The 24,475-nt window shown below is 74.4% G+C and carries 19 protein-coding genes; 15 read left to right on the top strand and 4 right to left on the bottom strand.

The annotated features are described in order from the left end of the window. Positions 1-2 precede the first annotated feature (2 nt). The 7 genes from AC1Q5D_RS07885 to AC1Q5D_RS07855 are packed head-to-tail and all read left to right on the top strand — an operon-like array spanning position 3 to position 6,464. Complete coding sequence (locus AC1Q5D_RS07885; protein WP_481738030.1) at positions 3-1,208, top strand: cytochrome P450; 1,206 nt, start codon at positions 3-5, stop codon at positions 1,206-1,208. A 41-nt stretch (positions 1,209-1,249) separates the two neighbouring features. Beyond that, positions 1,250-1,441, top strand: a complete 192-nt coding sequence (locus AC1Q5D_RS07880) for a ferredoxin (RefSeq protein WP_481738029.1) — start codon at positions 1,250-1,252, stop codon at positions 1,439-1,441. 2 nt (positions 1,442-1,443) lie between these two features. After that, positions 1,444-2,694 carry an NAD(P)/FAD-dependent oxidoreductase gene (locus tag AC1Q5D_RS07875; RefSeq protein WP_481738028.1) on the top strand — a complete coding sequence of 417 codons (1,251 nt, stop codon included), beginning with the start codon at positions 1,444-1,446 and terminating at the stop codon, positions 2,692-2,694. A gap of 23 nt (positions 2,695-2,717) precedes the next feature. Then, positions 2,718-4,133, top strand: a complete 1,416-nt coding sequence (locus tag AC1Q5D_RS07870) for a glutamine synthetase family protein (protein ID WP_481738027.1) — start codon at positions 2,718-2,720, stop codon at positions 4,131-4,133. Then, positions 4,130-4,918 carry an ABC transporter substrate-binding protein gene (locus AC1Q5D_RS07865; RefSeq protein WP_481738026.1) on the top strand — a complete coding sequence of 263 codons (789 nt, stop codon included), beginning with the start codon at positions 4,130-4,132 and terminating at the stop codon, positions 4,916-4,918. Before AC1Q5D_RS07870 ends, AC1Q5D_RS07865 begins: the two co-directional genes overlap by 4 nt. Then, the gene (locus AC1Q5D_RS07860; protein ID WP_481738025.1) at positions 4,915-5,649 is read left to right on the top strand and encodes a gamma-glutamyl-gamma-aminobutyrate hydrolase family protein; all 735 of its coding nucleotides are present in this window, start codon (positions 4,915-4,917) and stop codon (positions 5,647-5,649) included. Before AC1Q5D_RS07865 ends, AC1Q5D_RS07860 begins: the two co-directional genes overlap by 4 nt. Beyond that, a complete protein-coding gene (locus AC1Q5D_RS07855; protein ID WP_481738024.1) occupies positions 5,646-6,464 on the top strand; it encodes a gamma-glutamyl-gamma-aminobutyrate hydrolase family protein in 819 nt (272 codons plus the stop codon). Before AC1Q5D_RS07860 ends, AC1Q5D_RS07855 begins: the two co-directional genes overlap by 4 nt. 93 nt (positions 6,465-6,557) lie before the next feature. Here AC1Q5D_RS07855 and AC1Q5D_RS07850 read toward each other — a convergent pair whose 3' ends face one another. Both AC1Q5D_RS07850 and AC1Q5D_RS07845 read right to left on the bottom strand, forming a co-directional pair. After that, positions 6,558-7,280 carry a cache domain-containing protein gene (locus AC1Q5D_RS07850; protein WP_481738023.1) on the bottom strand — a complete coding sequence of 241 codons (723 nt, stop codon included), beginning with the start codon at positions 7,278-7,280 and terminating at the stop codon, positions 6,558-6,560. Beyond that, complete coding sequence (locus AC1Q5D_RS07845; RefSeq protein ID WP_481738022.1) at positions 7,277-8,041, bottom strand: FadR/GntR family transcriptional regulator; 765 nt, start codon at positions 8,039-8,041, stop codon at positions 7,277-7,279. Before AC1Q5D_RS07845 ends, AC1Q5D_RS07850 begins: the two co-directional genes overlap by 4 nt. Positions 8,042-8,424: 383 nt before the next feature. Here AC1Q5D_RS07845 and AC1Q5D_RS07840 point away from each other — a divergent pair, with 383 nt between their 5' ends. After that, complete coding sequence (locus AC1Q5D_RS07840) at positions 8,425-9,840, top strand: APC family permease (RefSeq protein ID WP_481738021.1); 1,416 nt, start codon at positions 8,425-8,427, stop codon at positions 9,838-9,840. 61 nt (positions 9,841-9,901) lie between these two features. Here AC1Q5D_RS07840 and AC1Q5D_RS07835 read toward each other — a convergent pair whose 3' ends face one another. Beyond that, complete coding sequence (locus AC1Q5D_RS07835) at positions 9,902-11,542, bottom strand: helix-turn-helix domain-containing protein (RefSeq protein WP_481738020.1); 1,641 nt, start codon at positions 11,540-11,542, stop codon at positions 9,902-9,904. 139 nt (positions 11,543-11,681) lie between these two features. On the opposite strand from AC1Q5D_RS07835, the gene AC1Q5D_RS07830 reads away from it, so the two are divergent. The 3 genes from AC1Q5D_RS07830 (at position 11,682) to AC1Q5D_RS07820 (ending at position 17,112) form a co-directional block, all read left to right on the top strand. Then, complete coding sequence (locus AC1Q5D_RS07830; RefSeq protein WP_481738019.1) at positions 11,682-13,736, top strand: hydantoinase/oxoprolinase family protein; 2,055 nt, start codon at positions 11,682-11,684, stop codon at positions 13,734-13,736. A 1-nt stretch (position 13,737) separates the two neighbouring features. Continuing rightward, positions 13,738-15,738, top strand: a complete 2,001-nt coding sequence (locus AC1Q5D_RS07825; protein WP_481738018.1) for a hydantoinase B/oxoprolinase family protein — start codon at positions 13,738-13,740, stop codon at positions 15,736-15,738. 189 nt (positions 15,739-15,927) lie between these two features. After that, positions 15,928-17,112 carry a CaiB/BaiF CoA transferase family protein gene (locus tag AC1Q5D_RS07820; protein WP_481738017.1) on the top strand — a complete coding sequence of 395 codons (1,185 nt, stop codon included), beginning with the start codon at positions 15,928-15,930 and terminating at the stop codon, positions 17,110-17,112. 197 nt (positions 17,113-17,309) lie between these two features. On the opposite strand, the gene AC1Q5D_RS07815 is transcribed toward AC1Q5D_RS07820, so the two are convergent. After that, complete coding sequence (locus AC1Q5D_RS07815; protein WP_481738016.1) at positions 17,310-18,944, bottom strand: PucR family transcriptional regulator ligand-binding domain-containing protein; 1,635 nt, start codon at positions 18,942-18,944, stop codon at positions 17,310-17,312. Positions 18,945-19,025: 81 nt separating this feature from the next. On the opposite strand from AC1Q5D_RS07815, the gene AC1Q5D_RS07810 reads away from it, so the two are divergent. The 4 genes from AC1Q5D_RS07810 to AC1Q5D_RS07795 all read left to right on the top strand — a co-directional run bounded on the left by AC1Q5D_RS07810 (position 19,026) and on the right by AC1Q5D_RS07795 (position 24,350). Then, the gene (locus AC1Q5D_RS07810; RefSeq protein WP_481738015.1) at positions 19,026-20,462 is read left to right on the top strand and encodes an aminotransferase class III-fold pyridoxal phosphate-dependent enzyme; all 1,437 of its coding nucleotides are present in this window, start codon (positions 19,026-19,028) and stop codon (positions 20,460-20,462) included. Positions 20,463-20,637: 175 nt separating this feature from the next. Next, positions 20,638-21,822, top strand: a complete 1,185-nt coding sequence (locus AC1Q5D_RS07805) for an acyl-CoA dehydrogenase family protein (protein WP_481738014.1) — start codon at positions 20,638-20,640, stop codon at positions 21,820-21,822. 18 nt (positions 21,823-21,840) lie between these two features. Beyond that, a complete protein-coding gene (locus AC1Q5D_RS07800) occupies positions 21,841-23,481 on the top strand; it encodes an aldehyde dehydrogenase family protein (RefSeq protein WP_481738013.1) in 1,641 nt (546 codons plus the stop codon). Then, positions 23,478-24,350, top strand: coding sequence for a 3-hydroxyacyl-CoA dehydrogenase family protein (locus AC1Q5D_RS07795; RefSeq protein ID WP_481738012.1), 873 nt, complete (start codon positions 23,478-23,480; stop codon positions 24,348-24,350). The genes AC1Q5D_RS07800 and AC1Q5D_RS07795 overlap by 4 nt, the downstream gene beginning before the upstream one ends. The last annotated feature ends 125 nt before the right edge of the window (positions 24,351-24,475 follow it).

The following is a 24,475-nucleotide window of genomic DNA, read 5'->3' as shown; positions in this document are numbered from 1 at the left end:
CCATGAGCGTCGACACCCACACCGCCCACGACGTGCCGTACCTGGACGTCTCCGACCCCGCGTTCGGCATGCAGACCGAGCAGGTCCGCGAGGCCCGCGAGCGCAGCTGGTACGCCCGCACCAACTACGGCATCGCCGTGCTGCGGTACGACGAGGTCTCCAAGCTGCTCAAGAACCCCAAGCTCCGGCAGGGCAGCGCCAAGTGGCCGGCCCACAACGGGGTGACCTCCGGGCTGTTCCACGACTGGTGGATCAAGAACCTCCTGGTCCTCGAGGGCGAGGACCACCACCGGATCCGCCGCCTGCTCAACCCGGCGTTCTCGCCGAAGCTCATCAAGGGCCTCGTCCCGCGGTTCCAGGACCTGGCCCATGAGCTGGTGGACGGCTTCATCGACCGCGGGGAATGCGAGTTCATCTCGGAGTTCGCGGAGCCGTACGCGACGCGCGTGCTGACGATCCTGCTCGGCATCGACGAGTCCGAGTGGCCGAAGATCGCCCGGCTCGCCTCCACGGTGGGGCTCGCCCTCGGGGTCACGTTCAAGCGGGACCTCGACAAGGTCGACGCCGCCGTCGGGGAGCTCTACGCCTACGCCGAGGACCTGATCCGCGACCGCCAGGCCAACCCGGGGGACGACTTCGTGAGCCGGCTCGTGCTGGCCAGCCGGGACGGCGACCGGCTCAGCGACGAGGAGCTGCGCAACGCGCTCGTCCTGCTGATCTTCGGCGGCATGGATACGACCCGGAACCAGCTCGGACTGGCCATCCAGTCGTTCCTGCGCAATCCCGCGCAGTGGGACCTGCTCGCCGAGCGCCCGGAGCTGGGGCAGAAGGCGGTCGAGGAGGTCATGCGGACCAACCCGACGGTCACCTGGGTGACCCGCGAAGCCGTCGAGGACTTCGAGTACCAGGGCGTGCACATCGCCGCCGGCACGACCGTGCACCTGTTCACGCAGACCTCGGGCACCGACCCGCGGGCCTTCCCCAACCCGGAGATCGACCTCACGGCCGACCACGCCCCCCACTACGGGTTCGGCGGCGGCGTCCACCACTGCCTGGGCCACTTCGTCGCCCGGGCCGACATGAGCGAGGCGCTGCCCCTGCTGGCGCGCCGGCTCAAGGACCTGCGGCTGGCCGGCGGCGACGAGTGGCTGCCGGACTCCGGCAACACCGGCCCGATCCGCCTCCCCATCGCCTTCACGGCGCGCTAGCGCCACCACGACCACGGCACCACCACGCAAGGAGCACCACCATGGGACAGATCACCGTCGACCGCGCGCTGTGCGACAACCACGGGCAATGCGCCATCTCCGCCCCCGACGTCTTCCGCATCAACGACGACGGCATCCTCGAGTACGTGGAGACGTTCGACGACGCGCTGATGGACGACGTCGAGGAGGCCATCGACGTGTGCCCGCTGCAGGCCATCTTCCTCAAGGACTAGCCATGGGCCACATCGTCATCGCCGGCGCCTCCATGGCCGGGCTGCGCGCCGCCGAACAGCTGCGCGCCGCCGGCTGGGAGGGCCGCGTGACCCTGGTCGGGGACGAGCCGCACGCCCCGTACAACCGGCCGCCCCTGTCCAAGGAGCGTCTGGCCGGGCCAGGGACCGTGGACGAGGCGGCCGCCGCGCTGGCCTTCCGGCCGCGGCGCAGCGCGACCGACCTCGAGTGGCGCCTGGGCACCGCCGTTGTGGCCGCCGACCTCGCGGCGCGGACCGTGCAGCTGTCCGATGGCGGGGTCCTGGGCTACGACGGGCTGGTCGCGGCCACCGGCCTGCGGCCCGCACGCGTCCCGGCCCCCGGCCCGCTGGCCGGACGGCACGTCGTCCGCACCGTCGAGGACGCCGTCGCGCTCCACGCGGCCCTGGTTCCCGGCGCCCGCGTGGTCGTCGTCGGCTCCGGCTTCATCGGCTGCGAGGTCGCGTCGACCGCCGTCGGACTCGGCTGCGGCGTGAGTCTCGTCGAGGGCGCGACCGGACCCATGGAGCGCTCGGTCGGGCGGGAGCTGTCGGGCGGCGTGCGCCGCCTGCTGGCCGGGCGCGGCGTGCGGACCCTGCCGGGCCGGCGCGTCGCCGCCTTCCTCGGCGACGCCGTGTGCACCGGGGTGGCGCTCGACGACGGCGCCCGCCTCGACGCCGACGTGGTCGTGGAGGCCGTCGGCTCGCACTGCAACACCGAATGGCTGGACGGCAACGGCCTGGACCTGTCCGGGGGCGTGCCGTGCGACGCGAACCTCCGCGTCCTGGGCACGGACGGTGCGCCGCTGACCGGCGTCGTCGCGGTCGGGGACGTCGCCCGCTTCCCGGACGCCGGGCTCGGGCTCGCCCCGCGCCGGGTCGAGCACTGGTCCACGCCGACCGACACCGCAAAGATCGCCGCACCGGCGCTGATCGCCGGGCTGGCGGGCGGGTCCGTGGCCCCGGCGGAGGCCCCGCTGCCCTCCTTCTGGAGCGACGTCTTCGGGATCCGCATCCAGGGAGTCGGGCACCCGTCCATCGCCGACGGGGTCCGCGTCCTCGAGGGCGACCCGTCCGATCCCGCGGCGGGAACCGCGCTGGCGTACCTGCGCGCCGGACGCCTGGTCGGCGCCGTGACCGCGGGGCTGCCCGCCCAGAAGCACCTCAAGCTCCGGCAGGACGTCGTCGACGCCCTCGCCACCGGGACCCGCCCCGAGCCGGTCCTGGCCCACTCGTGAACACCGAACCGAAAGGTACGACCATGACCACGCAAGCCGTGCGCAGCGCCGCCACCGACGCGATGCTCGACAACACCGCCTTCGCGGCCCACCGGGAGCGCAACCTGGCCCCCGACACCGTCCGCGAGCTCGGCCGCCGCATCGAGGCCGCGGGCGTCCAGTACATCTACTACGCCCTGCCGACCATCGGGGCCCGGATGGTGGCGAAGATGGTCCCGGCCGAGCACTTCCGCCGGAACCTGGAGAAGGGCATCGCGTTCCACCGCACCGCCCTGTCCGACCTGCAGACCGACCGCTATGGGAACCTCATCGGCGGCGGCATCGAGGCCAAGGAGTTCTGGGGCCTTCCCGAGCCGGAGACCTTCACCGTCCTGCCGTGGGACACCACGGTCGCCCGCGTCTTCTGCACGGCCTACGAGCCGCCCCACCTGCCGGAGGTCGGCGGCCGCCCGCTCGCCATCGACACCCGGGCCCTGCTGCGGCGCACCCACGAGGCGTTCACGGCGCGCACCGGCTTCGAGGTCCGTTCCGGCACCGAGCCGGAGATGACCTGGGAGGGACCCGGCCTCGAGGTCGTCAAGAAGCCGGGCTCGAGCCCCGCCTACCAGGTGGAGAACCTCGAGAAGATGCGCCCGATCTACCAGAAGGTCGTCTCCTACGCGAAGGCCATGGGCCTGGACATGATCGAGGGCGACTACGAGGACGACGGCCAGCTCGAGCTGAACTGGATGTACGACCGCGTCGAGAACACCGCCGACCGCCTCCTGACCTACCGCCAGATCTGCCGGCAGGTGGGCCGCGAGCTCGGCGTCACCGCGTCGTTCATGCCCAAGCCCTACAACGGGCAGATGGGCAACGGCTGCCACCACAACCTCAGCCTCTGGTCCGGCGACACCAACGTCACGGAGGACGCTGGCCGCGTCGAGCTGCACGTGTCCGAGACCGCCCGCCACGCCATCGGGGGCATGCTGGAGCACGCCGCCGGCTCGATGGCCGTCATGGCCTCGACCGTGAACTCCTACAAGCGGTTCTGGGACCCGGGCCAGTTCGCCCCGGCCACCGTGAACTGGGGCCTGGACTCCCGCGGCTGCCTCATCCGGATCTCCGCCAACGGACGCATGGAGTACCGGGTGCCGGACGCCTCCGTGAACCCGTACCTGTCGCACACGCTGCTGCTCGCGGCGATGCAGGACGGCCTGGAGCGCCGGCTCGAGCCCGCCGCGCCGGACTGCGGCGACGACACGCTGCCGGCCGGCCCGCAGCTGCCGATGACCCTCGGCGACGCCATCACGTCCTTCGTCGCCGACACCCACCTCACGCGCCAGCTGCCCGAGGACCTCGTGTCCATCTACACGCAGCTCAAGCAGGACGAATGGGCCCGGTTCTGCGGCGCGATCACCGACTGGGACCGCCAGATGTACTGGGAGACCACGCCGTGACCGCGGCGCTGAGGCTGGCCTGCATCGACTCCGACGCGCCCCCGCTGTTCGGGCTGGCGGAGCCGGACGGGACGCGCCGCGGCTACGAGCCGGCCGCCGCGGAGCTCGTCGCGGCCCGGATGGGCCGACGGCTGGAATGGGTCGTCATGGCCTGGGACGACATGCTCCCGGCCGTCCGGGACCACCGGGTCGACGCGGTCTGGTGCGGCCAGGGCATCATCCCCTCCCGGCAGGAGATCGTGGACTTCACGGACCCCTACGCCGTGTTCGACGAGACCGTCCTGGTTCGGGCCGGCGACCCGGCGCGCTCGGCCGCGGACCTGGCCGGCTACCGCGTCGCGGCCATCGAGGGCAGCGCCAACATGCGCCTCGCGGAGTCGTTCCCCGGGGCGGTGACCGTGGCCTTCACCGGCGACGACGTCTTCGGGGACATGATCGCGGCCCTGCGCCGCGGCGACGTGGACGCGATGGTCGACGACGACGTCGTCACCGTGCCCCTGGGCGGGGACCCGGACTTCGACGTCGCGTTCACCCACCCGACCGGCAACCGGTGGGGCGTGGGCGTGGCGAAGGACAACCCGGGCCTGCTGGCCGAACTCGACGCGGCCCTCGCCGCCGTCGTCGCTGACGGCAGCCTGCGGCGCGCCTGGGACGAGTGGATCCCGGCGCTGCCGTTCCCGCTCGGCGGGAGCTCCGCCGAGGAGGCCGGGCCCGGCAGGGGCACGGACTCCCTGGCGGCCTCCGCGACCGGGACGGCGGGCCGGCCGGAGGAGGTGCGGGCGTGAGGCGGCCGCTCGTCGGCGTGCCCGGCATGTGGTCCTCCGGCGTGCACGGCATGCGCTTCGCCGGCGTCGCCGTCGCGGTCGAGGTGCTCCGGTCCATCGACCGCGCCGGCGGCGAACCGGTCGTCCTCTTCCCGGGGTCGTCCGAGACGCCCGCCCAGCAGCTGGCCCGGCTCGACGCCGTCGTCTTCCCGGGCGGGGCCGACGTCGACCCGGCACGCTACGGCGGGACCCCCGACGGGCACTACTGGCCGGCGGACTACGCGGGACAGGACGGCTACGAGGCGGCCCTGCTGGAGGAGGCCATCGCGCAGCGGATTCCCGTGCTCGCCATCTGCCGGGGGTTGCAGCTGCTCAACGTGGTGCGCGGCGGCACGCTCGTCCCGCACCTGGAGCCCGGCGCCGTGACCCACAAGGACGCCGTCCACGATGCGCGGATCCACGCCGGGTCGTTGCTGGCCACCGTGGTCGGGCCCGGTGCCGTGCCCACGTCGTCGTACCACCACCAGGCGGTCGCCTCCGTGGGCCGTGGCCTGGTGGTGACCGCCCGGGCCGGCGACGGGGTGGTGGAGGCCCTGGAGCTGCCCGGTTCGCCGCTGCTGGCGGTGCAGTGGCACCCCGAGGACCTGGCCGCGACGTCGCCGACCGACCACCAGTTGTTCGAGTGGGTCGTCGACGCCGGGCGGGCCAGGTCGGCCCACGCGCTCCCCGTCGCCGAGGGGGTGGGCGCGTGAGCGGGTCCGACGACTCCCGGCTGGAGTGGGCCGACGTCCTGCGCGAGGGCTGGCAGGACGCGAACCCCGGGGGCCCGCTGGTCGCCGTCGTCGTGTCCCTGACGTTCCCGGGGATGGGCGGGGAGAGCCACGCGATCATGAAGGCGTTCACGCGCAGCGCGTTCGACGAGCTGCTGGACCGCGGCGCCCGCGTGCTCCCCGTGGACAGCGCGGCCGCCGACGCGGCCGTCGCGCCCGCGGTCGCCGCGGCCGACGGCGTGTTGTTCCTGGGCGGCGGCGACGTCGACGCCCGGCTCTACGGGCACACGGGACCCGTGCCCAACGAGTACGGGATGGACCGGGCGGCCGACGACTACTGCCTCGGCCTGCTCGGGCGCTCCCTCGAGGTGGACCAGCCCGTCCTCGCGGTCTGCCGGGGGTCCCAGCTGCTCAACGTGGCGCTGGGCGGGACGCTGATCCCCGACCTGCAGCCCGCCGACGGGCACAAGGGCGGGCCGGGAGAGCCGCTGTTCACCGACGAAGCGGTGACGCTCGAGGCGGACTCCAAGGTCGCGGCGGCGTACGGGCGCACGCGGGTCACGGTCCGCTCCGGCCACCACCAGGCCGTCGCCCGGGTCGGCGAGGGGCTGCGCGTCACCGCGCGGGCCGACGACGGCGTCGTCGAGGGCACGGAACACACCGGGAAGACGTGGGTCGTCGGCCTGCAGTGGCACCCCGAGGACCGGGACGGGTCCGAGGGGGACCGGGCGCTGATCTTCGGCGCCCTCGTCGCCCAGGCCGCGCTCCGGCGCGGGCACACCGCCCAGCGCGCGTAGCGTCGGCGCGTGCGCCCAGCGCGCGGAGTGTCGGCGCGTGCGCCCAGCACGCGGGGCGTGGGCGCGGCTGCCGCCCCTGCGGGGCGGCCGCCGTCAGCGCATCGAGTCGGCGCCGCCGGCGCCACCCGCGACCAGCAGGGACAAACCCAGGTGCGGGACCGGCAGGGGATGCAGTCCCTGCACGTCGTCCCGGACGCGCTCGCCGACCAGGTACCGGCCGGAGTTGCCGAGGATCACCCGACGGCTGGCGTTGAGGAGCGCCGCGTCGCCGGGAAGCCGGCGCAGCGCGGGCATCAGGAGGGTCTCGAGGTCCTCCACGCGGATGTCGTAGCCGGCGACCCCGGCGAACGCGCCGTCGACCACGAGGGCGGCGGCGTGCGTCAGGATGTAGTCGTCCGCCCCCAGGTAGTCGACGTAGGGCCCCCACAGGGCCTGGCCGCCGCGGGTCGCCGGTCCCGTGAAGTAGGGGAGCCGCTGGTAGTCGTAGAACCGGTCGCTGCCGGGCGTCAGGTCGATGTTGAGCGGCACCGCGCCCTGGGGCGAGCGCACCCACCACGGGAGCGTGTCGGTGCCCTCCTCGAACCGCTGGGTCAACAGCGTCGCGCCGGCCCCCACGGCATACGGGTGCCCGTCCAGGAACCGCGCCGCGCAGGGGCGGACGGAGTCGGTCGACTCCGCCGCGAGGAGGGAGCCGCGGCGGGGCGCGGCCTGGAGCACGGCGCCGACCTCGGCCGCCAACTCGGCGAGCGCGGAGACGGCCGCGGCGAACCAGTCGCGGATCTCGGTGGCCGCGGGGGGCAGGGGACCGGCGGTCATGGGCGCGCCTCCTCGGGGGCGGGGCCGTACCGAAGCACCAGCTTGGTGTCGATGAGGTGGTGGGTGTTGCGGCGGACGTGCTGGAGGACGATTTCCCTCGCCCGGTCGGCCTGTCCGGACGAGATCGCGTGGACCAGCGCCAGATGCTCGGCGGCGACCTGCTCGGGGTCCATGGCGGGCCCGAGCGGGGCCCACAGGACCTGGCCGAGCTCGGCCTGGAGCCGGATCTCGGCATTGGTCAGGCGCGGCGACTGCGCGGCGATCGCCAGCTCGATGTGGAAGCGGCTGTCGGCCGTGGCCCGCGCCTCCGGCGTCTCGGCGAGCAGGATCTCCCGCCCGCGGTCGCCCAGGCGCTCGATCTCCTGCGCCTCGGCCCGCTCGGAGGCCAGACGGACCGTCGCGGCCGCGATGGCGGAGTGCTCGTCCCCGATGTCCCGCAGCTCGGCGATGGACTTGTGGTCGAGCCACTCGCGCAGGGGGTCCAGACCCTGGGTGGGGCGGGCGGTGATGAAAGTGCCGCCGTTGCGCCCGCGGCGGGTCTCGGCGATCCCCTCGTCCCGCAGGGTGGCCAGGGCTTCCCGGACCGTGGCGGGCGAGACCCCGAAAAGCTCGGCCATGGCCGCCTCGCTGGGCAGCCGCTCGCCGACGTGCAGGAGCCCCAGGGAGAGGGAGGTCTTGAGGCGGTGGACGATGGCGTCGGCGCGCTCCACGGCGGGCAGGGACCGGTAGACCTGCGACTGAAACGCGGTGACGATCTCCACCCGGCACTCCCTCCCGCGGGACGGGCGCCCGCACGCTCCATCGTAGGCGCTGGCCCCGCGCGGCCCCGGCGCGAACCGCCCGGGCGCCGAGGCGCGCCGCCCGGCGCATTGGCCGATCCGTCCACCGCACTGGACGCCGCGCACAAGGTGACCCGGGACACGGGGGAGATAGCGTGAGCGCCGACACATTCAGTGAAAGGCTCACCATGGCAGAACCACGCACCGCGGCCGGCGCCGCCCACCCGACGCCGGCTGCCGGTCACGCACACCCCGCGCCGCCGGCCGGCCCGGCCCACCCGTCGCCCGCCCCCAGCGCCGGGGGTTCGTCCAGCGCCGATGGCGCGCTACGGGACCAGCGCCCCGCGGGCGAGGGCGCCCCGCGCTTGAAGAAGGTCCTCGGCCGCTGGGACACCCTGGCCATCGGAGTCGGCGCGATGATCGGCTTCGGCTGGGTCGTGCTCACCGGCGGCTGGGTCTCGACGGCCGGGCCGCTCGGCGCGGCCGCCGCGATGCTGGCCGGCGGCGGGATCATGGCCATCGTGGGCCTGACCTACGCCGAACTCGTCGCCGCGATGCCCAAGGCCGGCGGCGAGCACAACTACCTGCTCCGCTCGATGGGCGCCCGCTGGTCGTTCATCGGCTCGTGGGGCATCACCGGCGGCTACATCACCATCGTCGCGTTCGAGGCCGTCGCGCTGCCGAAGACCGCCCTCTACCTCTTCCCGGACCTCAACCGCGTCCTGCTGTGGGAGATCGCCGGATCGGAGGTCTACCTGACGTGGGCGCTGGTCGGCGTGGCCGCCGCCGTCGTCATCACCTGGATCAACGTCATCGGCGTCAAGGTCGCCGGCGTGGTCCAGACGTTCGTCGTCCTGTTCCTGTTCGCGATCGGCGCCCTCCTGCTCCTCGGCACCTTCACGGGCGGCTCGACGGCGAACCTGGAGCCCCTGTTCAACCACGGCGCCGCCGGCTTCTTCGGCGTGATGATCGTCGTGCCGTTCATGTTCGTGGGCTTCGACGTCATCCCCCAGTCGGCCGAGGAGTGCGACATCCCGCCGCGGCGCATCGGCCGCTACGTCGTCATCGCGGTGCTCATCGCGGCGGCCTGGTACGTCATGGTCGTCCTCGCGACCGCCTCCTCCATGCCCGTCGGCGCGCTCGCCGGCAGCGAGCTGGCGACGGCGGACGCGATGGGCGCGCTGTTCGGCTCGGACCTCATGGCCAAGGTGCTCATCGCCGGCGGCATCGCGGGCATCCTCACGTCCTGGAACTCGCTGCTCATGGGCGCCTCCCGCCTGCTCTACGCGATGGCCTGCTCCGGCATGCTGCCCGCGTGGTTCGGCCGGCTGCACCCGAAGTACCACACGCCCGCCAACGCGCTCCTGTTCATCGGCGGCCTGTCGATGCTGGCGCCGTTCTTCGGCTCGGCCATGCTCGGCTGGCTGGTCGACTCCGGGTCGCCGAGCATCGTCGTCGCCTACCTCATGGTGGGGCTGGCGTTCGTGATCCTGCGCCGCCGCGAGCCGGGCATGGACCGGCCGCTGCGCATCGGCGGGCGCGGCCGCGCCGGCGAGGCCGTCGGCATCGCGTCCGCCGTCCTGTGCGCCGGCCTGCTCTCGCTCTACCTGCCGGGCATGCCCGCCGCCATCGGCCTGGCGCCGTGGGTGCTGTTCGGGCTCTGGTGGGCGCTCGGCGCCTGGTTCACGGCGCGGATCCCGCGCGGGATCAAGCCCGGCCCGGACGCGGAGCACGAGCTCCTCGCCCGGCTGGCGGCCCGCCGCGCCGAGCGCTGGGGGTAGCGCCGGGCGCTGGGGGTGGCGCCGGGGCACCAGGCCCGCGCACCTCGGCGTGCGCGGGCCGTCAGCCCGCCCGGCGGGCCCGGCCGATCTCCGCGTGCAGCGCCAGGTACAGGTTGGCCACGGCCGCCGCCGACCCGATGGATTCCCCGAGCAGCTCGCCGGCCTTCTGGAGGCGGTACCGGATGGTGTTCGGGTGGACGAACAGGCGCGCCGCCGTGGCGTTCACGTCCAGATCCGCCGCGAGGTGGGCCACGACGGTCTCCAGCAGGTCCGGCCGCGCCGCGAGCGGGGCCGCGTAGCGCTCGAGACGGTCGGCGTCAGAGCCGTGGCCACGGCGGGCCAGCAGCCAGCTCGCGGGATCGATGTCCTCCACGTGGACGACGGCGGGGCCGCCGTCGCCCATCCCGTCCCGCGCCAACCGCGCAGCCGTCGCGGCCGACCGCAGCATCCGGGGCGCGGCCGTGAGCGTCTCCCACGCGTCCGAGACCCCGACCGCGAGTCCCTCGCCCGCCGCCGCCTCGAGCCACGCGTCCGCCGCGGCGGCGTCGGCGGCCACCGCCCGGAATCCGGGTGGCGCCGCCGGCCCGCGCCCCGACTCGGCGAACAGCAGGGGCAGGCCGAGTCCGGCGGCCGCGTCGACGAGGCGCGTCGCGGCGGCCCCACCGAGCGGGCTGCCGTCCCGGGTGTCCGCCACGACGGCCCGAAGCCAGCCGTAGGGCTCGAACCCGAAGGGCCGCATCCGCTCCCACGTCCGCGGCTCCCGGGCGGTGTCGATGCCGTCGGCCAGGGCGAGCAGCAGCTCGGCATTCTCGTGGCGGAGGCTTCCCGCAGCGAAACGGGTGATGCCGCTGATGGCCCCGAGGATCCGCAGCGTCGTGTCCAAGAGGTGGGGGCCGGAGTCCTGGATGGCCCCGGCGCCGATCCCGGCCAGGGCGATCACGTAGCCGCGCCCGTCGAGCACCGCCTGGCGCGCGAGCACGGTCCAGCGGCCCACCTGGAACGGCCCTGGAGCGGCGTGGCGCTGCCACTCGGTCCAGACGAGCCGGGTCGGGCCGGCGCCGGTCGACTCGACGAGGCGGCCGCCCTCCTCGTACAGCATGGCGGAGCCGCGACCCAGGCTGCCGAGCCGGTGGACGACGGCGGCGACGGGGTCGTCGGCGGACATAGCCGCGACGAGCGCCTGGGTGGCCCGCTCGGCCCTGACCGACCGGTGCAGCCGCGCGGCGGCCCAGCGCTCGGCGATGTGCGCCTCGATCCGCTGGAAGGGCACCCCCGCCGCCACCGTGAGCAGTGGCAGCCGCCGCGTGGCGCAGGCGTCCGCCAGTGGCTGCGGCACCCGGTCGTGCACTGGCCCCAGGCCCCACAGCAGGGCCGGTACGCCCGCGCGCACGAGCGAGGCGACGAGCGAGTCGGCCCGGGTGCGGCTCGGCCCGTCCGGGGAGAAACCGAGGCCGGTCGTGAGGAGCGCGCAGCCACGGGGCAGCCACGGCGCGGGGTCGGGCAGGTCGCACGAGTGCGCCGCGGCGACCGGCGTGTCCGCCGGCCCGGGGACGACGGCACGCAGCCCCAGTTCGTCGGCGGCCAGTAGCCCGCCGAGCGTCGCGGCCGCGGAGGCGGGGGCACGGCCGTCGTCGAGCGGGCCAACCGCGGGGCCGCCGCCGCGCGACCCGCCGGTGGCCTGCTCGTCCAGCTCTTCGCCCATCGAGAGTCCCTTCCGCCGTTTTGGAGATTCCACAAAGGCTAGCGCGCAGGCTTTCGTTCCCGCCAGAGACGCCGCCCCGCTCCGGCCGGGAGAGTGGGGTGCATCACATCCCTTCCCTTCCTGTCCGGAGGTAGTCCCGATGACTTCAGTCCGAGTCGCCGTCGACGTCGGCGGGACGTTCACCGACGTCTGCGTTTTCGACGAGACGACGCGCGCCATGCGCGTCACCAAGGTCCCCTCGACCCCCGACGATCCCATGCTGGCCGTGCTCGCCGGCGTGGAGCGCGCCCAGGTGGACCTGTCCACGGTGTCCTTGTTCTCCCACGGCACCACCGTGGCCACGAACGCCCTGATCACCCGGCGCTTCCCGAAGGCGGCCATGGTCACGACGCGCGGGTTCCGCGACGTGCTCGAGATCCGCGACGGCACCAAGGACGACCTTTGGGACGCCTACAACGACGTGTCCGGTCCCTACATCCGCCGGCGCGACCGGTTCGAGGTCACCGAGCGGATCGACTTCGCGGGCAACGTCGTCGAGCCGCTCGACGAGGACGAGGCGCGCCGCCTGGCCGCCCTGCTCCGCAAACGCGGAGCGACGACGATCGCCGTCTGCTTCCTGAACTCCTACGCGAACGCCGCCCACGAGGTGCGCATGCGCCAGATCCTCGAGGAGGAGCTGCCGGACGCGACCGTGTGCACGTCGGCGGAGGTCCTGCCGGAGATCTTCGAACACGACCGCTTCAACACGGCCGTCTCCAACGCGGTCCTCGCCCCGCTGGTCACCGGCTACGTGGACCGGCTCGCGGACCGGCTGCGCGACGGCGGCTACCGCGGGGACCTGCTCCTGCTCCACAGTGGCGGCGGGTCGATGACCCCGCCCATGGTGAAGCGGTACCCCGTGCGGCTGGCCGCCTCCGGGATCGCGGCCGGCGCCATCGCCGCCAAGCACGTGGCCCAGCAGTGCGGGTACGACAACGCCGTCGGCCTGGACATGGGCGGAACGTCCACGGACATCGCGCTCGTCTCCGGCGGCGAACTGCGCGTCACCAAGGAGTGGCAGGTCGAATACGGGCACCCGATCGTCTTCCCGAGCATCGAGGTGCTCACGATCGGGGCCGGCGGCGGATCGCTGGCCCACATCGACATCGCGGGGTCCCTCCGCAACGGCCCGCAATCGGCCGGCGCGGACCCGGGACCGGCCTGCTACGGCACGGGCGGCGACCAGCCGACCAACTGCGACGCCAACGTCGCCCTGAACCGGCTCGGCACCAGCCTGGCCGGCGGCGTCAAGACCCTGGACCGGGACCGGGCCCGCGAGGCCGTCCACCGCGCCGTCGCCGCGCCCCTGGGGCTGGCCGACGACGAAGCGGCCCACGCCATCCTGCAGGTGGCCAACGCAAACATGGCCGACGCCGTCCGGCTGATCTCCATCCGTCGTGGCTACGATCCGCGCGACTTCGCCCTGGTGGCCTTCGGCGGGGCCGGCGCCCTGCACGGCGCCGAGGTGGCCCGCGAGCTGAGCATCCCGACCGTCGTCGTCCCCGTCAGCCCCGGCGTCACCTCCGCCCTCGGCTGCCTGCTCGTCGACATCCGGCACGACCTGTCGACGATGTTCACCGCCAAGGCCGCCGACGTCGACCCCGACGACGTCGAGCGGAGCTATGCGGCGCTCGAGGCTGACGCCAGCGAGCGCCTGCGCCACGAGGGCGTCGCCGACGAGAACGCCGTCCTGCAGCGCGTGATCTCCATGCGCTACGAGGGCCAGTGGCGCTCCCTCTCCGTGCCCATGGGCTCCGGGCACGGCGCGCTGGAGGCGGCCGTGCAGACGTTCCACCAGGAGCACGAGCGCGAGTTCAGCTTCCGGCAGGACGACCAGCCGGTCGAGATCTACCAGCTGCAACTGACGGCCGTCGGCAAGACCCCCAAGCCCTCGTTCGCCCCTGCGGAACGGCGCGACGACGCACCGGGAGTGCCGGTGGAGCGGCGCAGCGTCTACTTCGCCGAGACGGGCTGGACCGAAACGCCCGTCTACGAGCGGTCCTCGCTGCCGGCCGGCACCGCGTTCGAGGGCCCGGCCATCGTCGACCAGCTTGACTCGACCACCGTCGTCCCGCCCGGATCCCGGGCCGAGATCGACGAGTGGCTGAACATCCGCATCCACCTGGACCCGACCCCCGCCGCCAAGGAGCGCTGAGATGACCGAGACCCTGCTGACCCGCCCCGGCCGCCCCGGCCCGGCCGCGGCCCCCGCCGCCCTGGACCCGGTGACGTTCGAGGTCCTCAAGAACGCGTTCGCCACGAGCGTCGACCTCATGAGCGAGCAGATCCTGCGCACCTGCTACTCGTTCGTCATCTACTCCCGCGACTTCTCCTCAGCCCTCTGCGACGCCCGCGGTAACACCGTGATGCAGGGCTCGGGGGACATCGCGGTGCACGTGGGCACGCTCCACTTCCAGTGCAAGGCCGTCCTCGAGGAGTTCGGCTCCGACATCCGCCCCGGCGACGTCTTCGCGATCAACGACCCCTACCGGGGCGGGACCCACTTCAACGACGTGTCCTTCATCCGCCCGATCTTCGCCGAGGGCGAGATCATCGGCTTCGCCCAGAACAAGGGGCACTGGGCCGACATCGGCGGCAACGTGCCCGGGTCCTTCGACGTCAACGCCAGCGAGCACTTCGGCGAGGGCCTGCGCATCACCCCGGTGCGCATCTGGTCCCGCGGCGTCTTCCTTCACGACGTGGCGCAGCTGCTGGTCTCCAACACCAGGGCGCCGGAACAGGCCATGGGCGACCTGCACGCCCAATCCGAGGCCACTGCCGTGTGCGAGCGGGAGGTCCTGCGCCTGGTCGAGAAGTACTCCAAGGACACGGTCGTGGAGGCCATGCAGGAGACGCAGGACTACGTCGAGCGCACGGTCCGGCGCAAGCTGGCGTCCCTGCCGCACGGCGAGTGGGAGACCACCGACTTCCTCGATCTCGACCCCGGCCGCGGCGAGGGACTGGTGCCCATCCACATCCGGCTGCGGCTCGACGGCTCCGGGATCCACTACGACCTCACCGGGTCCGCCCCGGCCGTGGAGACCTTCCTGAACTCCGGCTACGGGACCACGTTCTCGGCCATCTACGCGGGCACCAAGACATTCTTCCCGGACGTGCCGTTGAACTCGGGCTTCTACGCCGCCGTGACCGCGGAGATCGGGCCGGAGGGGACCGTCGTCAACGCCGGCTGGCCGCATGCCGTGACCGGGTTCTGTTCCGGCCCGTACGAGAAGGTCATGAACGGGATCTTCGAATTGTGGTCCCGGGTGATGCCGGAGCGCGCCATGGCGTGCGCGTTCAACCTCGAGTACCTGCTGATCGGCGGGAAGGACGCGCGCACCGAAAAGCAGCCCTACTTCATGTGGTACGACTGGATGGCCGGCGGCTGGGGCGGCCGCGCCTCGAAGGACGGGGCGACGGCGACGGCGCCCGTGTTCGGCCCCGGCCTGGCCGTGCAGCCCGTCGAGGGCCAGGAGCGGCTCTCACCCGTGCTCACCACCTGCCACCAGATCGCCGTCGACTCGGGCGGCCCCGGCCGGTTCCGCGGCGGACTGGGCATCGAGAAGGGCGGCACCCTGACGGACGCGGCCGGCACCGTGATGAGCTACTGCTGCGACCGTGCCCGCTCCGTCACCTGGGGCATCGAGGGCGGGCTGCCGTCCATCCCGCACGGGGTGTGGCTCAACCGCGGCACCGACGGCGAGCGGTTCCTGGGCGCGAACTTCTCCTCGGTCCCGGTCGGCCCCGGCGACTCGTTCATCCGCCCCTCCGCCGGCGGCGGCGGGTTCGGCGACCCGCTGGAGCGGCCGGCGGCCGAGGTCCTGGAGGACGTCATCGACGGCTACGTCTCCCTCGAGCGGGCCGCAGCGGACTACGGCGTCGTGATCCGGGCGGTCGACCCCGAGCTCGACGACTACGAGCTCGACGACGCCCAGACCGCGGAGCTGCGGGAGCGGATCCGTGGCGAACGCGCCGGCTGGCTGGAGGCCGACGCCGAGTCGGTCGCCGCGGCCTACCGGGCCGGGGAGATCGGGCACCTCGACGTGATCCGGCGCCACGGCGTCATCCTGGACTGGGGCACGGGCGAACTGCACCCGAACACGACCGAGCAGTACCGGGAGACGATGCGCCGCCGCAGCGCCGCCCACTGGCGGTAAGCGACGGGCGGGGCCGGCGGGCCGACCCCAGTCCCGCCGGTTGCGGCGCCGCCCCGAACGGCCGCGACCCGCACCCCGGCGCGGCCACGGGTTTGGACGAAACGTCCAAGCCCGTGGCCGTTTCCGCCCATCCCTTCCCGCGAGGCGATCCGTAGCGTGGGCCACACCCGACCGAAAGGCACCAGACCCGTGAGCGCACCCACCCCGAACCCCCGCCCGCTCGAGGGCATCCTCGTCGCGGACTTCTCCCGGGTCCTGGCCGGCCCGCTCGCGACCATGACGCTGGCCGACCTCGGCGCCCGCGTCATCAAGGTCGAGCGCCCCGGCGCCGGCGACGACACCCGCCACTGGGGCCCACCCTTCTCTGCTACGGGCGCCACGTACTTCGAGTCCGTGAACCGCAACAAGGAGTCCGTCTGCCTCGACCTGGCGGACCCCGAGGCGCTGGCCGCGGCCCGCGAGCTGGCCCGCCGGGCCGACGTCCTGGTCGAGAACTTCAAGCCCGGGGGACTGGAGAAGCTCGGCCTGGGGTACGCCGACCTCACCGCCGACAACCCCGGGCTCGTGTACGCCTCGATCTCGGGCTTCGGCGACCGCGACGGGGCAGCCCTGCCCGGCTACGACTTCGTCGTCCAGGCCCTCGGCGGGCTCATGGACATCACCGGCGAGGCCGACGGCGAGCCGATGAAGGCCGGCGTCGCCCTCGTCGACGTGCTCACCGCCAAGGACGCGACCGTCGGCATCCTCGCCGCGTTGAACGCGCGCCACGCCCACGGCCGCGGCGCCCACGTAAAGGTCAACCTGCTCTCCAGCCTGCAGGGCGCCCTCGCCAACCAGGCCCAGGCGTACCTCGGGGCCGGGGTCGTGCCCCGGCGCAAGGGCAACGTCCACCCCTCGATCGCCCCCTACCAGTCGCTGCGCACGGCCGACGCCCCGTTGGCCGTCGCCTGCGGGAATGACGGGCAGTTCGGGCGACTGTGCGCCGAGCTGGGCATCCCGGACGCCGCCTCCGACCCGCGCTTCGCCAGCAACCGCGCCCGCGTCGAGCACCAGCCCGAGCTGGAGCAGCTGCTGGAGGACGCCCTGGCCGCGGACACCGCCGCCGGCTGGCAGCGGCGCCTCACCGCGGCCGGCGTGCCCGCCGGCAAGGTCGCCGACATCGGCGAGGGCCTCGGGTTCGCCGAGTCCCTCGGGCTGGAGCCCGTCCTGGAGGTCCACGACGGCGCAGGCGCCGCCGTCGGCCGCCAGGTCCGCCACCCGATCACGTGGGAGCCGGCGTTCCAAGCCCCCGCGGCGGCGCCGCCGGCCCTGGGCCAGCACACCGACGACGTGCTCGCCTGGCTCGGCGCCGCGGTCCCCGGCGCCGTCCGGTAGCGCGCCGCCCGGTAGCGCGTCGAGCGGTAGGCCGTCGACGTGGCAGTGCGCCGCCGCGTAGCGCCTCTCCCGAGCGAGCCGCAGGCGCTTGCGGACGCCGCAGGCCGTTGCGGCGGCCTGCGCCGTTTGTAGGAGCCTGCGGGCCGTGGCGGAGCGCGCCTGCGGGCTGTGGCGGGGCGCGCCTGCGGGCTGGCGCCTCAGTAGCCCGCCCGGCGGAGGGCCAGCCAGAGGTGCGCGGCGACGTCGGGGTTGTCGAGGTCGACGCCCAGCGCCTGACCCGCCACCGCCATGCGGTGCCGCACCGAGTTGCGGTGCACGCCCAGTTCGCGCGCCGCGTCCTCCCAGTGCCCGCGGCGGCGCAGGTACGCCGCGACGGTCCCGGCCAGATCCGCACGGGGGTAGGCCCGCAGCGCCGCGACCCAACCCTCGGCCCGGGCGTCGCCGGACGATTCCGCGGCCACGAGCAGCCCGGCCGGGGCCTGCAACGCCGCCTGCCGCACGCCCGCGACGGCGGAGGACACCAGCGACAACGGCACCTCGCCCGAGGCCGCCCCGCCGGCCCACTCCGGCGCTGCGGCCCGGGGAGGCGCGTCCCCGCCGCCGTCGGGCGCTTCCCGCGTCGTCTCCCCCCGGGTCGCCGCGTCCCGCGTCGCCTCCCCCCGCGCCACCTCGCGCGGCTCCGCGGACTCCAGGCCCAGCAGGGCGGCCTCCGCCGCTCCCTCCTCGGGCGCGGGCGAGGGTGCGGGGGCCGACGCCGGCGGACTGGCATTGACGACGGCCAGCAGCACGTCCCCGTCGACCCGGTGCAGGGCGGCGGCGAGCGGCCCGGGGGCCGCGACGCCCTCGGCGCAGCGGAGCGACCCGGCGCTGCGCAGGGCGGCCGGCGCCTCGCCGTCGGGTCCCAGGCGCAGGGCCACGAGGCGCACCCGCTCCGGCAGCACGCCCAGCCCCACCTCGTCCGCGAGCAGCCGCGCCGCCTCGGTCTGCCCGGCCAGCAGCAGGCGGACCACGGCCGAGCCGAGCGTCGCCGTCGTCCCCGAAACCAATTCGCGCTGCCGCGCCCGGAGCGCCAGCAGCGTGCACACCGTGGAGATGACCTGCCGGTCCGCGGTGCCGAGCGTGCGGCCGGACCCGATGGCGAGGAACCCGTGGGTGCGGTCCGTGCCGGCGATCGGATAGGCGACGACGGCCTGCCCGTGCAGCTCGAACGTCGCCGCCGAGTGCGTGCCCGCGCGGTTCAGGCGCAGCGCCTCCCGGCGCAGGTGCGGCAGCAGCGGCTCGGCGCTCGCCGGCCACACGGTGGGGCGGGTGCCGTCGTCGGCCACGTACGCGGCCCACCCGCCCAGCGCTTGGGCGAGGCCGCGGACGACGGCGGCGGCCGCGTCCGGGCGCATCGCCGCGCGGGTCAGGGACGCCTGCGTGCCCAGGAAGTCGCGCAGGCCGGCGGTGTCGTCGCGCAGCGACAGCCGCCAGTACGCCCGGGAGACGTTCTGGAACGGGACCCCGTCGGGGACGAGGACCATGTCCAGGCCGCCGGCGTCGCACGCTTCCACGAGGCCGGGTGGGACGTCGCGCCCCCAGGGGCCGAGCCCGAGCCCCAGAGCGTGGACGCCGCGGCCGGCGAGCCGGCGCACGTACGCGCGCATCCGCTCCGCTGATCCCGCGAACGGCATGCCGGTGGTGAGCAGCAGTTCGCCGCCGTCGAGGTACGGCGTGGGGTCGTCCAGCTCGGAGACGTGGACGCCGCTGAGGGGCCGGGCCGACGGCGGGGCCCCCGAGGCCGTGGCGAGCTCGGCGCCGAGCTCCGTGGTGAGTTGCAGGAGGGAGATCACCAGCAAATGATCCAACATCCGGACCCGAATTGGATAGATCGTCCAATGACGTGGGCCACGGGGGGACCATAGGTTGGCCGCATGACCACCACCGCCTCGCGCCCCGCCACCGCGGCGGGCACCCCGCTTGCCCAGTCCCGCCACCTCGCCACCGAGGTCCCCGGCCCCGAGTCCCGCCGCCTCCACGAGCAGCGCCGCGAGCACGTGACCGACGGCTTCGGCATCACGCTGCCGGTGTTCGTGGCCCGGGCCGACGGCGGGATCCTCGAGGACGTCGACGGCAACCGGCTCATCGACTTCGCCTCCGGCATCGCCGTCACGAGCGTCGGCGCCGCCCACGCCGGCGTCCGCGAGCGCGTGGCCGCCCAGCTGGAGCGCTTCACGCACACCTGCTTCATGGTCACCGAGTACGAGTCCTTCACCCGCGTCGCGGCCTGGCTCAACGAGCACACGCCCGGGGACTTCGCCAAGCGCACGGCCCTGTTCTCCACCGGTGCCGAGGCCGTCGAGAACGCGGTCAAGATCGCCCGCTCCGCCACCGGACGCCCCAACGTGCTGGTCTTCGACGAGGCCTACCACGGCCGCACCCTGCTGACGATGGCCATGACGGCGAAGGAGAACCCGTACCGCAAGAACTTCGGGCCGCTGCCGTCGGCCCAGGTGATCCGCGCCGCGGGCGCGAACCCGCTGCGGCCCTCGGCGGGGGCGCACGACGGCGGCGCCGCCGGCGCGCCCACCCCGACCGGCGACTCCGCGACCGCGGGGACCTCGGACGTCGCCGCGGCCGCGCTGGCCTCCGTGGAGGCGACACTCGCCGACCACGGCGCGGACACGTTCGCCGCCATGGTGATCGAGCCGATCCAGGGCGAGGGCGGCTTCGTCGTCCCGGCCCCGGGCTTCCTGGCCGGACTGCGGCGCATCGCCGACGAGCACGGGATCGTCCTGGTCATCGACGAGATCCAGGCCGGCATGGGGCGCACGGGCACGCTGTTCGCCTCCGAGCACGAGGGCATCGCCGGCGACATCACGCTCTCCGCCAAGGCCCTGGCCGGCGGGCTGCCGCTGTCCGCCGTGACCGGCCGCGCCGAGCTGATGAACGCGGTCCACGCGGGCGGACTTGGCGGCACGTACGCCGGGAACCCGCTCGCCTGCGAGGCCGCCCTGGCCGTGTTCGAGGCCTTCGGGGACGGGACGCTCCTCGAGGGGGCGCGCCGGATCGAGGCGACCGTCCGCGAGGTCCTCGGGGACCTGCCCGAGACCGTCGCGACGGTGGCCGACCTGCGCGGCCGCGGCGCCATGCTGGCCCTGGAGTTCGCCGAACCTGGGACGCTCGACCCGCGACCGGACCTCGCCGCGGCCGTGTCGGCCCGCTGCCACGCCGCCGGCGTCGTCACCCTGACGTGCGGCACGCACGGCAACGTGCTGCGCCTGCTGCCCCCGCTCGTCATCGGGGACGACCTGCTGCGCGACGGCCTGGCCGTCCTCCGCGGGGCCATCCTCGCCGAAACCGGCGCCTAGCGCCGCACGACCCTGGCGGGCGCCGGCCCCGGCAGTCCCCGCCCGCCGCTCCGGCGGGGCCGGCCCCGGCCGCCGCCCCGGCCGCCGCGCCGGAGTCCGCCCTTCGCTTCGGCGCCGCCCCGCCACCGCCCGCCGGACGCCCACCGACCGCCACCACCCCACCGAGGAGCCACCCATGACCGCCACCGCGCTTCCCACCGGCACCAGCCCGGCCGACCTGATCGACTTCGACGCCCTGCTCACCGGGGAGGAGCTCGCGCTGCGCGCCCGCGTGCGCTCGTTCGTCGACGACGCCATCCGCCCGAACATCGCCCGCTGGTACGAGGACGCACACTTCCCGCTGGAGATCGTCCCGGAGATGGGCAAGCTGGGCCTGCTGGGCATGCACCTGCACGGCTACGGGTGCGGCGGCCGCTCTGCCGTGGAGTACGGCCTGGCCGGCGCCGAGCTGGAGGCCGGGGACTCGGGCCTGCGCACGTTCGTCTCGGTCCAGGGTTCGCTGGCGATGTCCGCGATCCACAAGCACGGCTCCGAGGAGCAGAAGCAGCAGTGGCTGCCGAGGATGGCCGCCGGCGAGGCGATCGGCTGCTTCGGCCTGACCGAGCCCACCGCCGGCTCCGACCCGGCCGGGATGCGCACCTTCGCCCGCCGCGACGGCGGCGACTGGGTCATCAACGGGTCCAAGCGCTGGATCGGCCTGGCCTCGGTGGCGCAGGTCGCCGTGATCTGGGCCCAGACCGACGAGGGCATCCGCGGGTTCGTCGTCCCGACCGACACCCCCGGCTTCACCGCGACCCCGATCGAGCCGAAGCTGTCCATGCGCGCCTCTATCCAGTGCGACATCGAGATGGTGGACGTCCGCCTGCCCGCCGACGCGGTCCTGCCGGACGTCGTCGGGCTCAAGGGCCCGTTCTCCTGCCTGAACGAGGCCCGCTACGGGATCATCTGGGGCTCCATGGGGGCGGCCCGCGACGCCTTCGAGGACGCCCTGGCCTACTCGACGGAGCGCCTGCAGTTCGACAAGCCGCTCTCCGGCTACCAGCTCACCCAGCGCAAGCTCGTGGACATGGCCCTGGAGATCAACAAGGGCTTCCTGCTGGCCCTGCACATCGGGCGCATGAAGGACGCCGGCACGCTGCAGCTGCACCAGATCAGCGTCGGCAAGCTCAACAACTGCCGCGAGGCGATCGAGATCTGCCGCGAGGCCCGCACCATCCTCGGCGGCAACGGCATCACGCTCGAGCACTCCCCGCTGCGCCACGCCAACAACCTCGAATCCGTGCGCACCTACGAGGGCACCGACGAGGTCCACACCCTCATCCTGGGCAACAAGCTCACCGGCACCCCCGCCTTCCGCTAGGCCGAGAGGAGCACGACCGTGCAGAACACCGTGGAAACCAGCACACCCCAGAACACACCGCCCGCACCGGGCCCGACGGCGGATGCCGCCGTCGCGGGACCCGCCGAGGCCGGCGCCGCGGGTGCGGCGCAGTCCGCCACCGCGGCACAGTCTGCCGCCGCGGCGGGCGTACCGTCCGCGGGCGCCGCCGTCGTGCTCCGCCACTACATCGGCGGCCGGTGGCGCGACGGCGAGGGCGCGCCCGTCGCCTCCACCAACCCGGCCCGGCCGGAGGAGACGGTCGCCGCGGGGCGGCAGGCCACCGAGGCCGACGTCGCCGACGCCTTCGCCGCGGCCCGTGCCGCCGCCCGGGACTGGGCGCGCACCCCGATGCACGAGCGGGGCGCCGTCCTGGCCCGCGCCGCCGCCCACATCGACGCGCACGCCGAGGCCTGGGGCCTGGAGCTGGCCCGCGAGGAGGGCAAGACCCTTGCCGAGGGCACGGGCGAGGTGCGCCGCGCCGCCGCGATCCTGCGCTACTACGGCGCCGCGGGCGACCGGGAGGCGGGGGAGGTCTTCGAGTCCCCGCGCCGCGGCGAGCGGATCCTCGTGACCCGCAAGCCGCTCGGCGTCGTCGGCGTCGTGACCCCGTTCAACTTCCCGATCGCGATCCCCGCGTGGAAGATCGCCCCGGCCCTGGTCTACGGCAACACGGTGGTGTGGAAGCCGGCGTCGGCCGTGCCGCTGCTGGCGATGCGCCTGGCGGAGGCCCTGGCCGCGGCGGGGATCCCGGAGGGCGTGCTGAACCTCGTGATCGGGCCTGGCCGGCTGGGCGACGCGATCGTGGGCCACCCGGACCTGGACGGCCTGACGTTCACCGGATCGACCGGGGTGGGCCGGTCCCTGGCCGGGCGGGCCGCGGCCGCCGGCGTGCCGATGCAGGCGGAAATGGGCGGCAAGAACGCCTCCGTCGTGCTGGCGGACGCGGACCTGGAACTCGCCGTCGAGCAGGTCCTCTACGGGGCCTTCCGCTCCACGGGCCAGAAGTGCACCGCGACGTCCCGGCTGATTCTGGACGAGGCGATCGCCGACGTGTTCCTCGGGCGGCTGGGGGAGCGGCTGGACGCGTGGCGCGTCGGCGACCCGACCGACCCCGGCACGCACATGGGCCCCGTCGTCTCCGCGGGGACCGCCGAGGGGATCCGCGCGTCGGTGCGCGCGGCCCTGGCCGAGGGCGCCCAGCTGCTGTACGCCGGGGGAGCGGCCGACGGCGCCGGCACGCACCCGGCCGGCGACGCGTTCGTGGCCCCGACCGTGCTTGGGATCCCCGACGGGGACGCCGGGCTGGCCAACACGGCCTGGCGCGAGGAGCTCTTCGGGCCGGTGCTCGCCGTGCGACGGGCCGCGGGCGCGGCCGAGGCGTTCGCGCTGGCCAACGACGGGGAGCTCGGGCTCTCCTGTGCCGTGTTCACGCAGGACCTGACCCGGGCCCTGGACGCCGTCGAGGACCTGGACGTCGGGATCCTGCACGTGAACTCCGAGTCCGCGGGCGCCGATCCGCACGTGCCGTTCGGCGGCGCGAAGCGCTCCGGGTACGGGCCGAAGGAGCAGGGCGGCGCGGCCCGCGAGTTCTTCACGCACACCACGACCGTCTACCTGCGCGGAGGCAACCCGGCATGACCGCACCGTCCATCGAGAACATCCGCCACGTCCTGGTCATCGGGGCCGGGACGATGGGCCGGCAGATCGCCATGGCCGCCGCCCTGGCCGGCTACCGGACCACGCTGCAGGACATCTCGGCCGACATGCTCGCGGCGGCCCGGGAGGAGCTCGCGGCCTGGGGCGCCGGGTGCGTCGCCAAGGGCAAGCTCGGCCAGGCGGAGGCCGACGCGGCCCTCGCACGCCTGGCCACGGCGACGGACCTGGCGGACGCGGCGTCCGACGCGGACTACGTCATCGAGGCCGCGACCGAGCGGCTGGACGTCAAGCAAGCGATCTTCGCCGAGCTGGGACGGGTCGCCCCGGAGCACGCGGTCCTCGCGACCAACTCCTCGACGCTCGGCTCCTCGAAGGTCGCCGCGGCCACCGGCAGGCCGGCCAACGTCTGCAACATGCACTTCTTCAATCCGGCCCTGGTCATGAAGTGCGTGGAGGTCGTGCGCCACGAGGGGACCTCCGACGCCACCGTGGACGCCACCATGGAGCTGGCCCGCCGGCTCGGGAAGCAGCCCGTCCTCATCACGCGCGAGGTCCCCGGCTTCATCGCCAACCGGCTCATGGGCGCGATCCAGCGGGAGGCCCTGGCGCTCGCGGATTCCGGCGTCGCCAGCATCGAGGACATCGACACGGCCGCCCGCACCGCGCTGGGCCACCCCATGGGCCCGTTTGAGCTGATGGATCTCGTGGGGCTCGACGTCATCGACTTCATCGCGCAGGCCACCTACGCGGAGACCGGCGACGAGGCCGACCGCCCCAACGCCACGGTGGCCGGGCTCGTCGCCGCTGGGAAGCTGGGGCGCAAGAGCGGGGAGGGGTTCTACCGGCACTAGCAGGACGCGGCGCCGCGGGTACGCGACGCGGCGCCAACACGGTGCGGCGTTCGGCCCCGTAACCCGATGCCGCCCCACGATGCCGGCCGCCCCCGCCGCGGGCGCCGCCGTCGTCCGCCGTGCCG

Source organism: Arthrobacter paludis, assembly GCF_056782315.1.
Note: the sequence above shows the minus strand (reverse complement) of the source record. Positions and strands in the feature narration are given on the sequence as shown.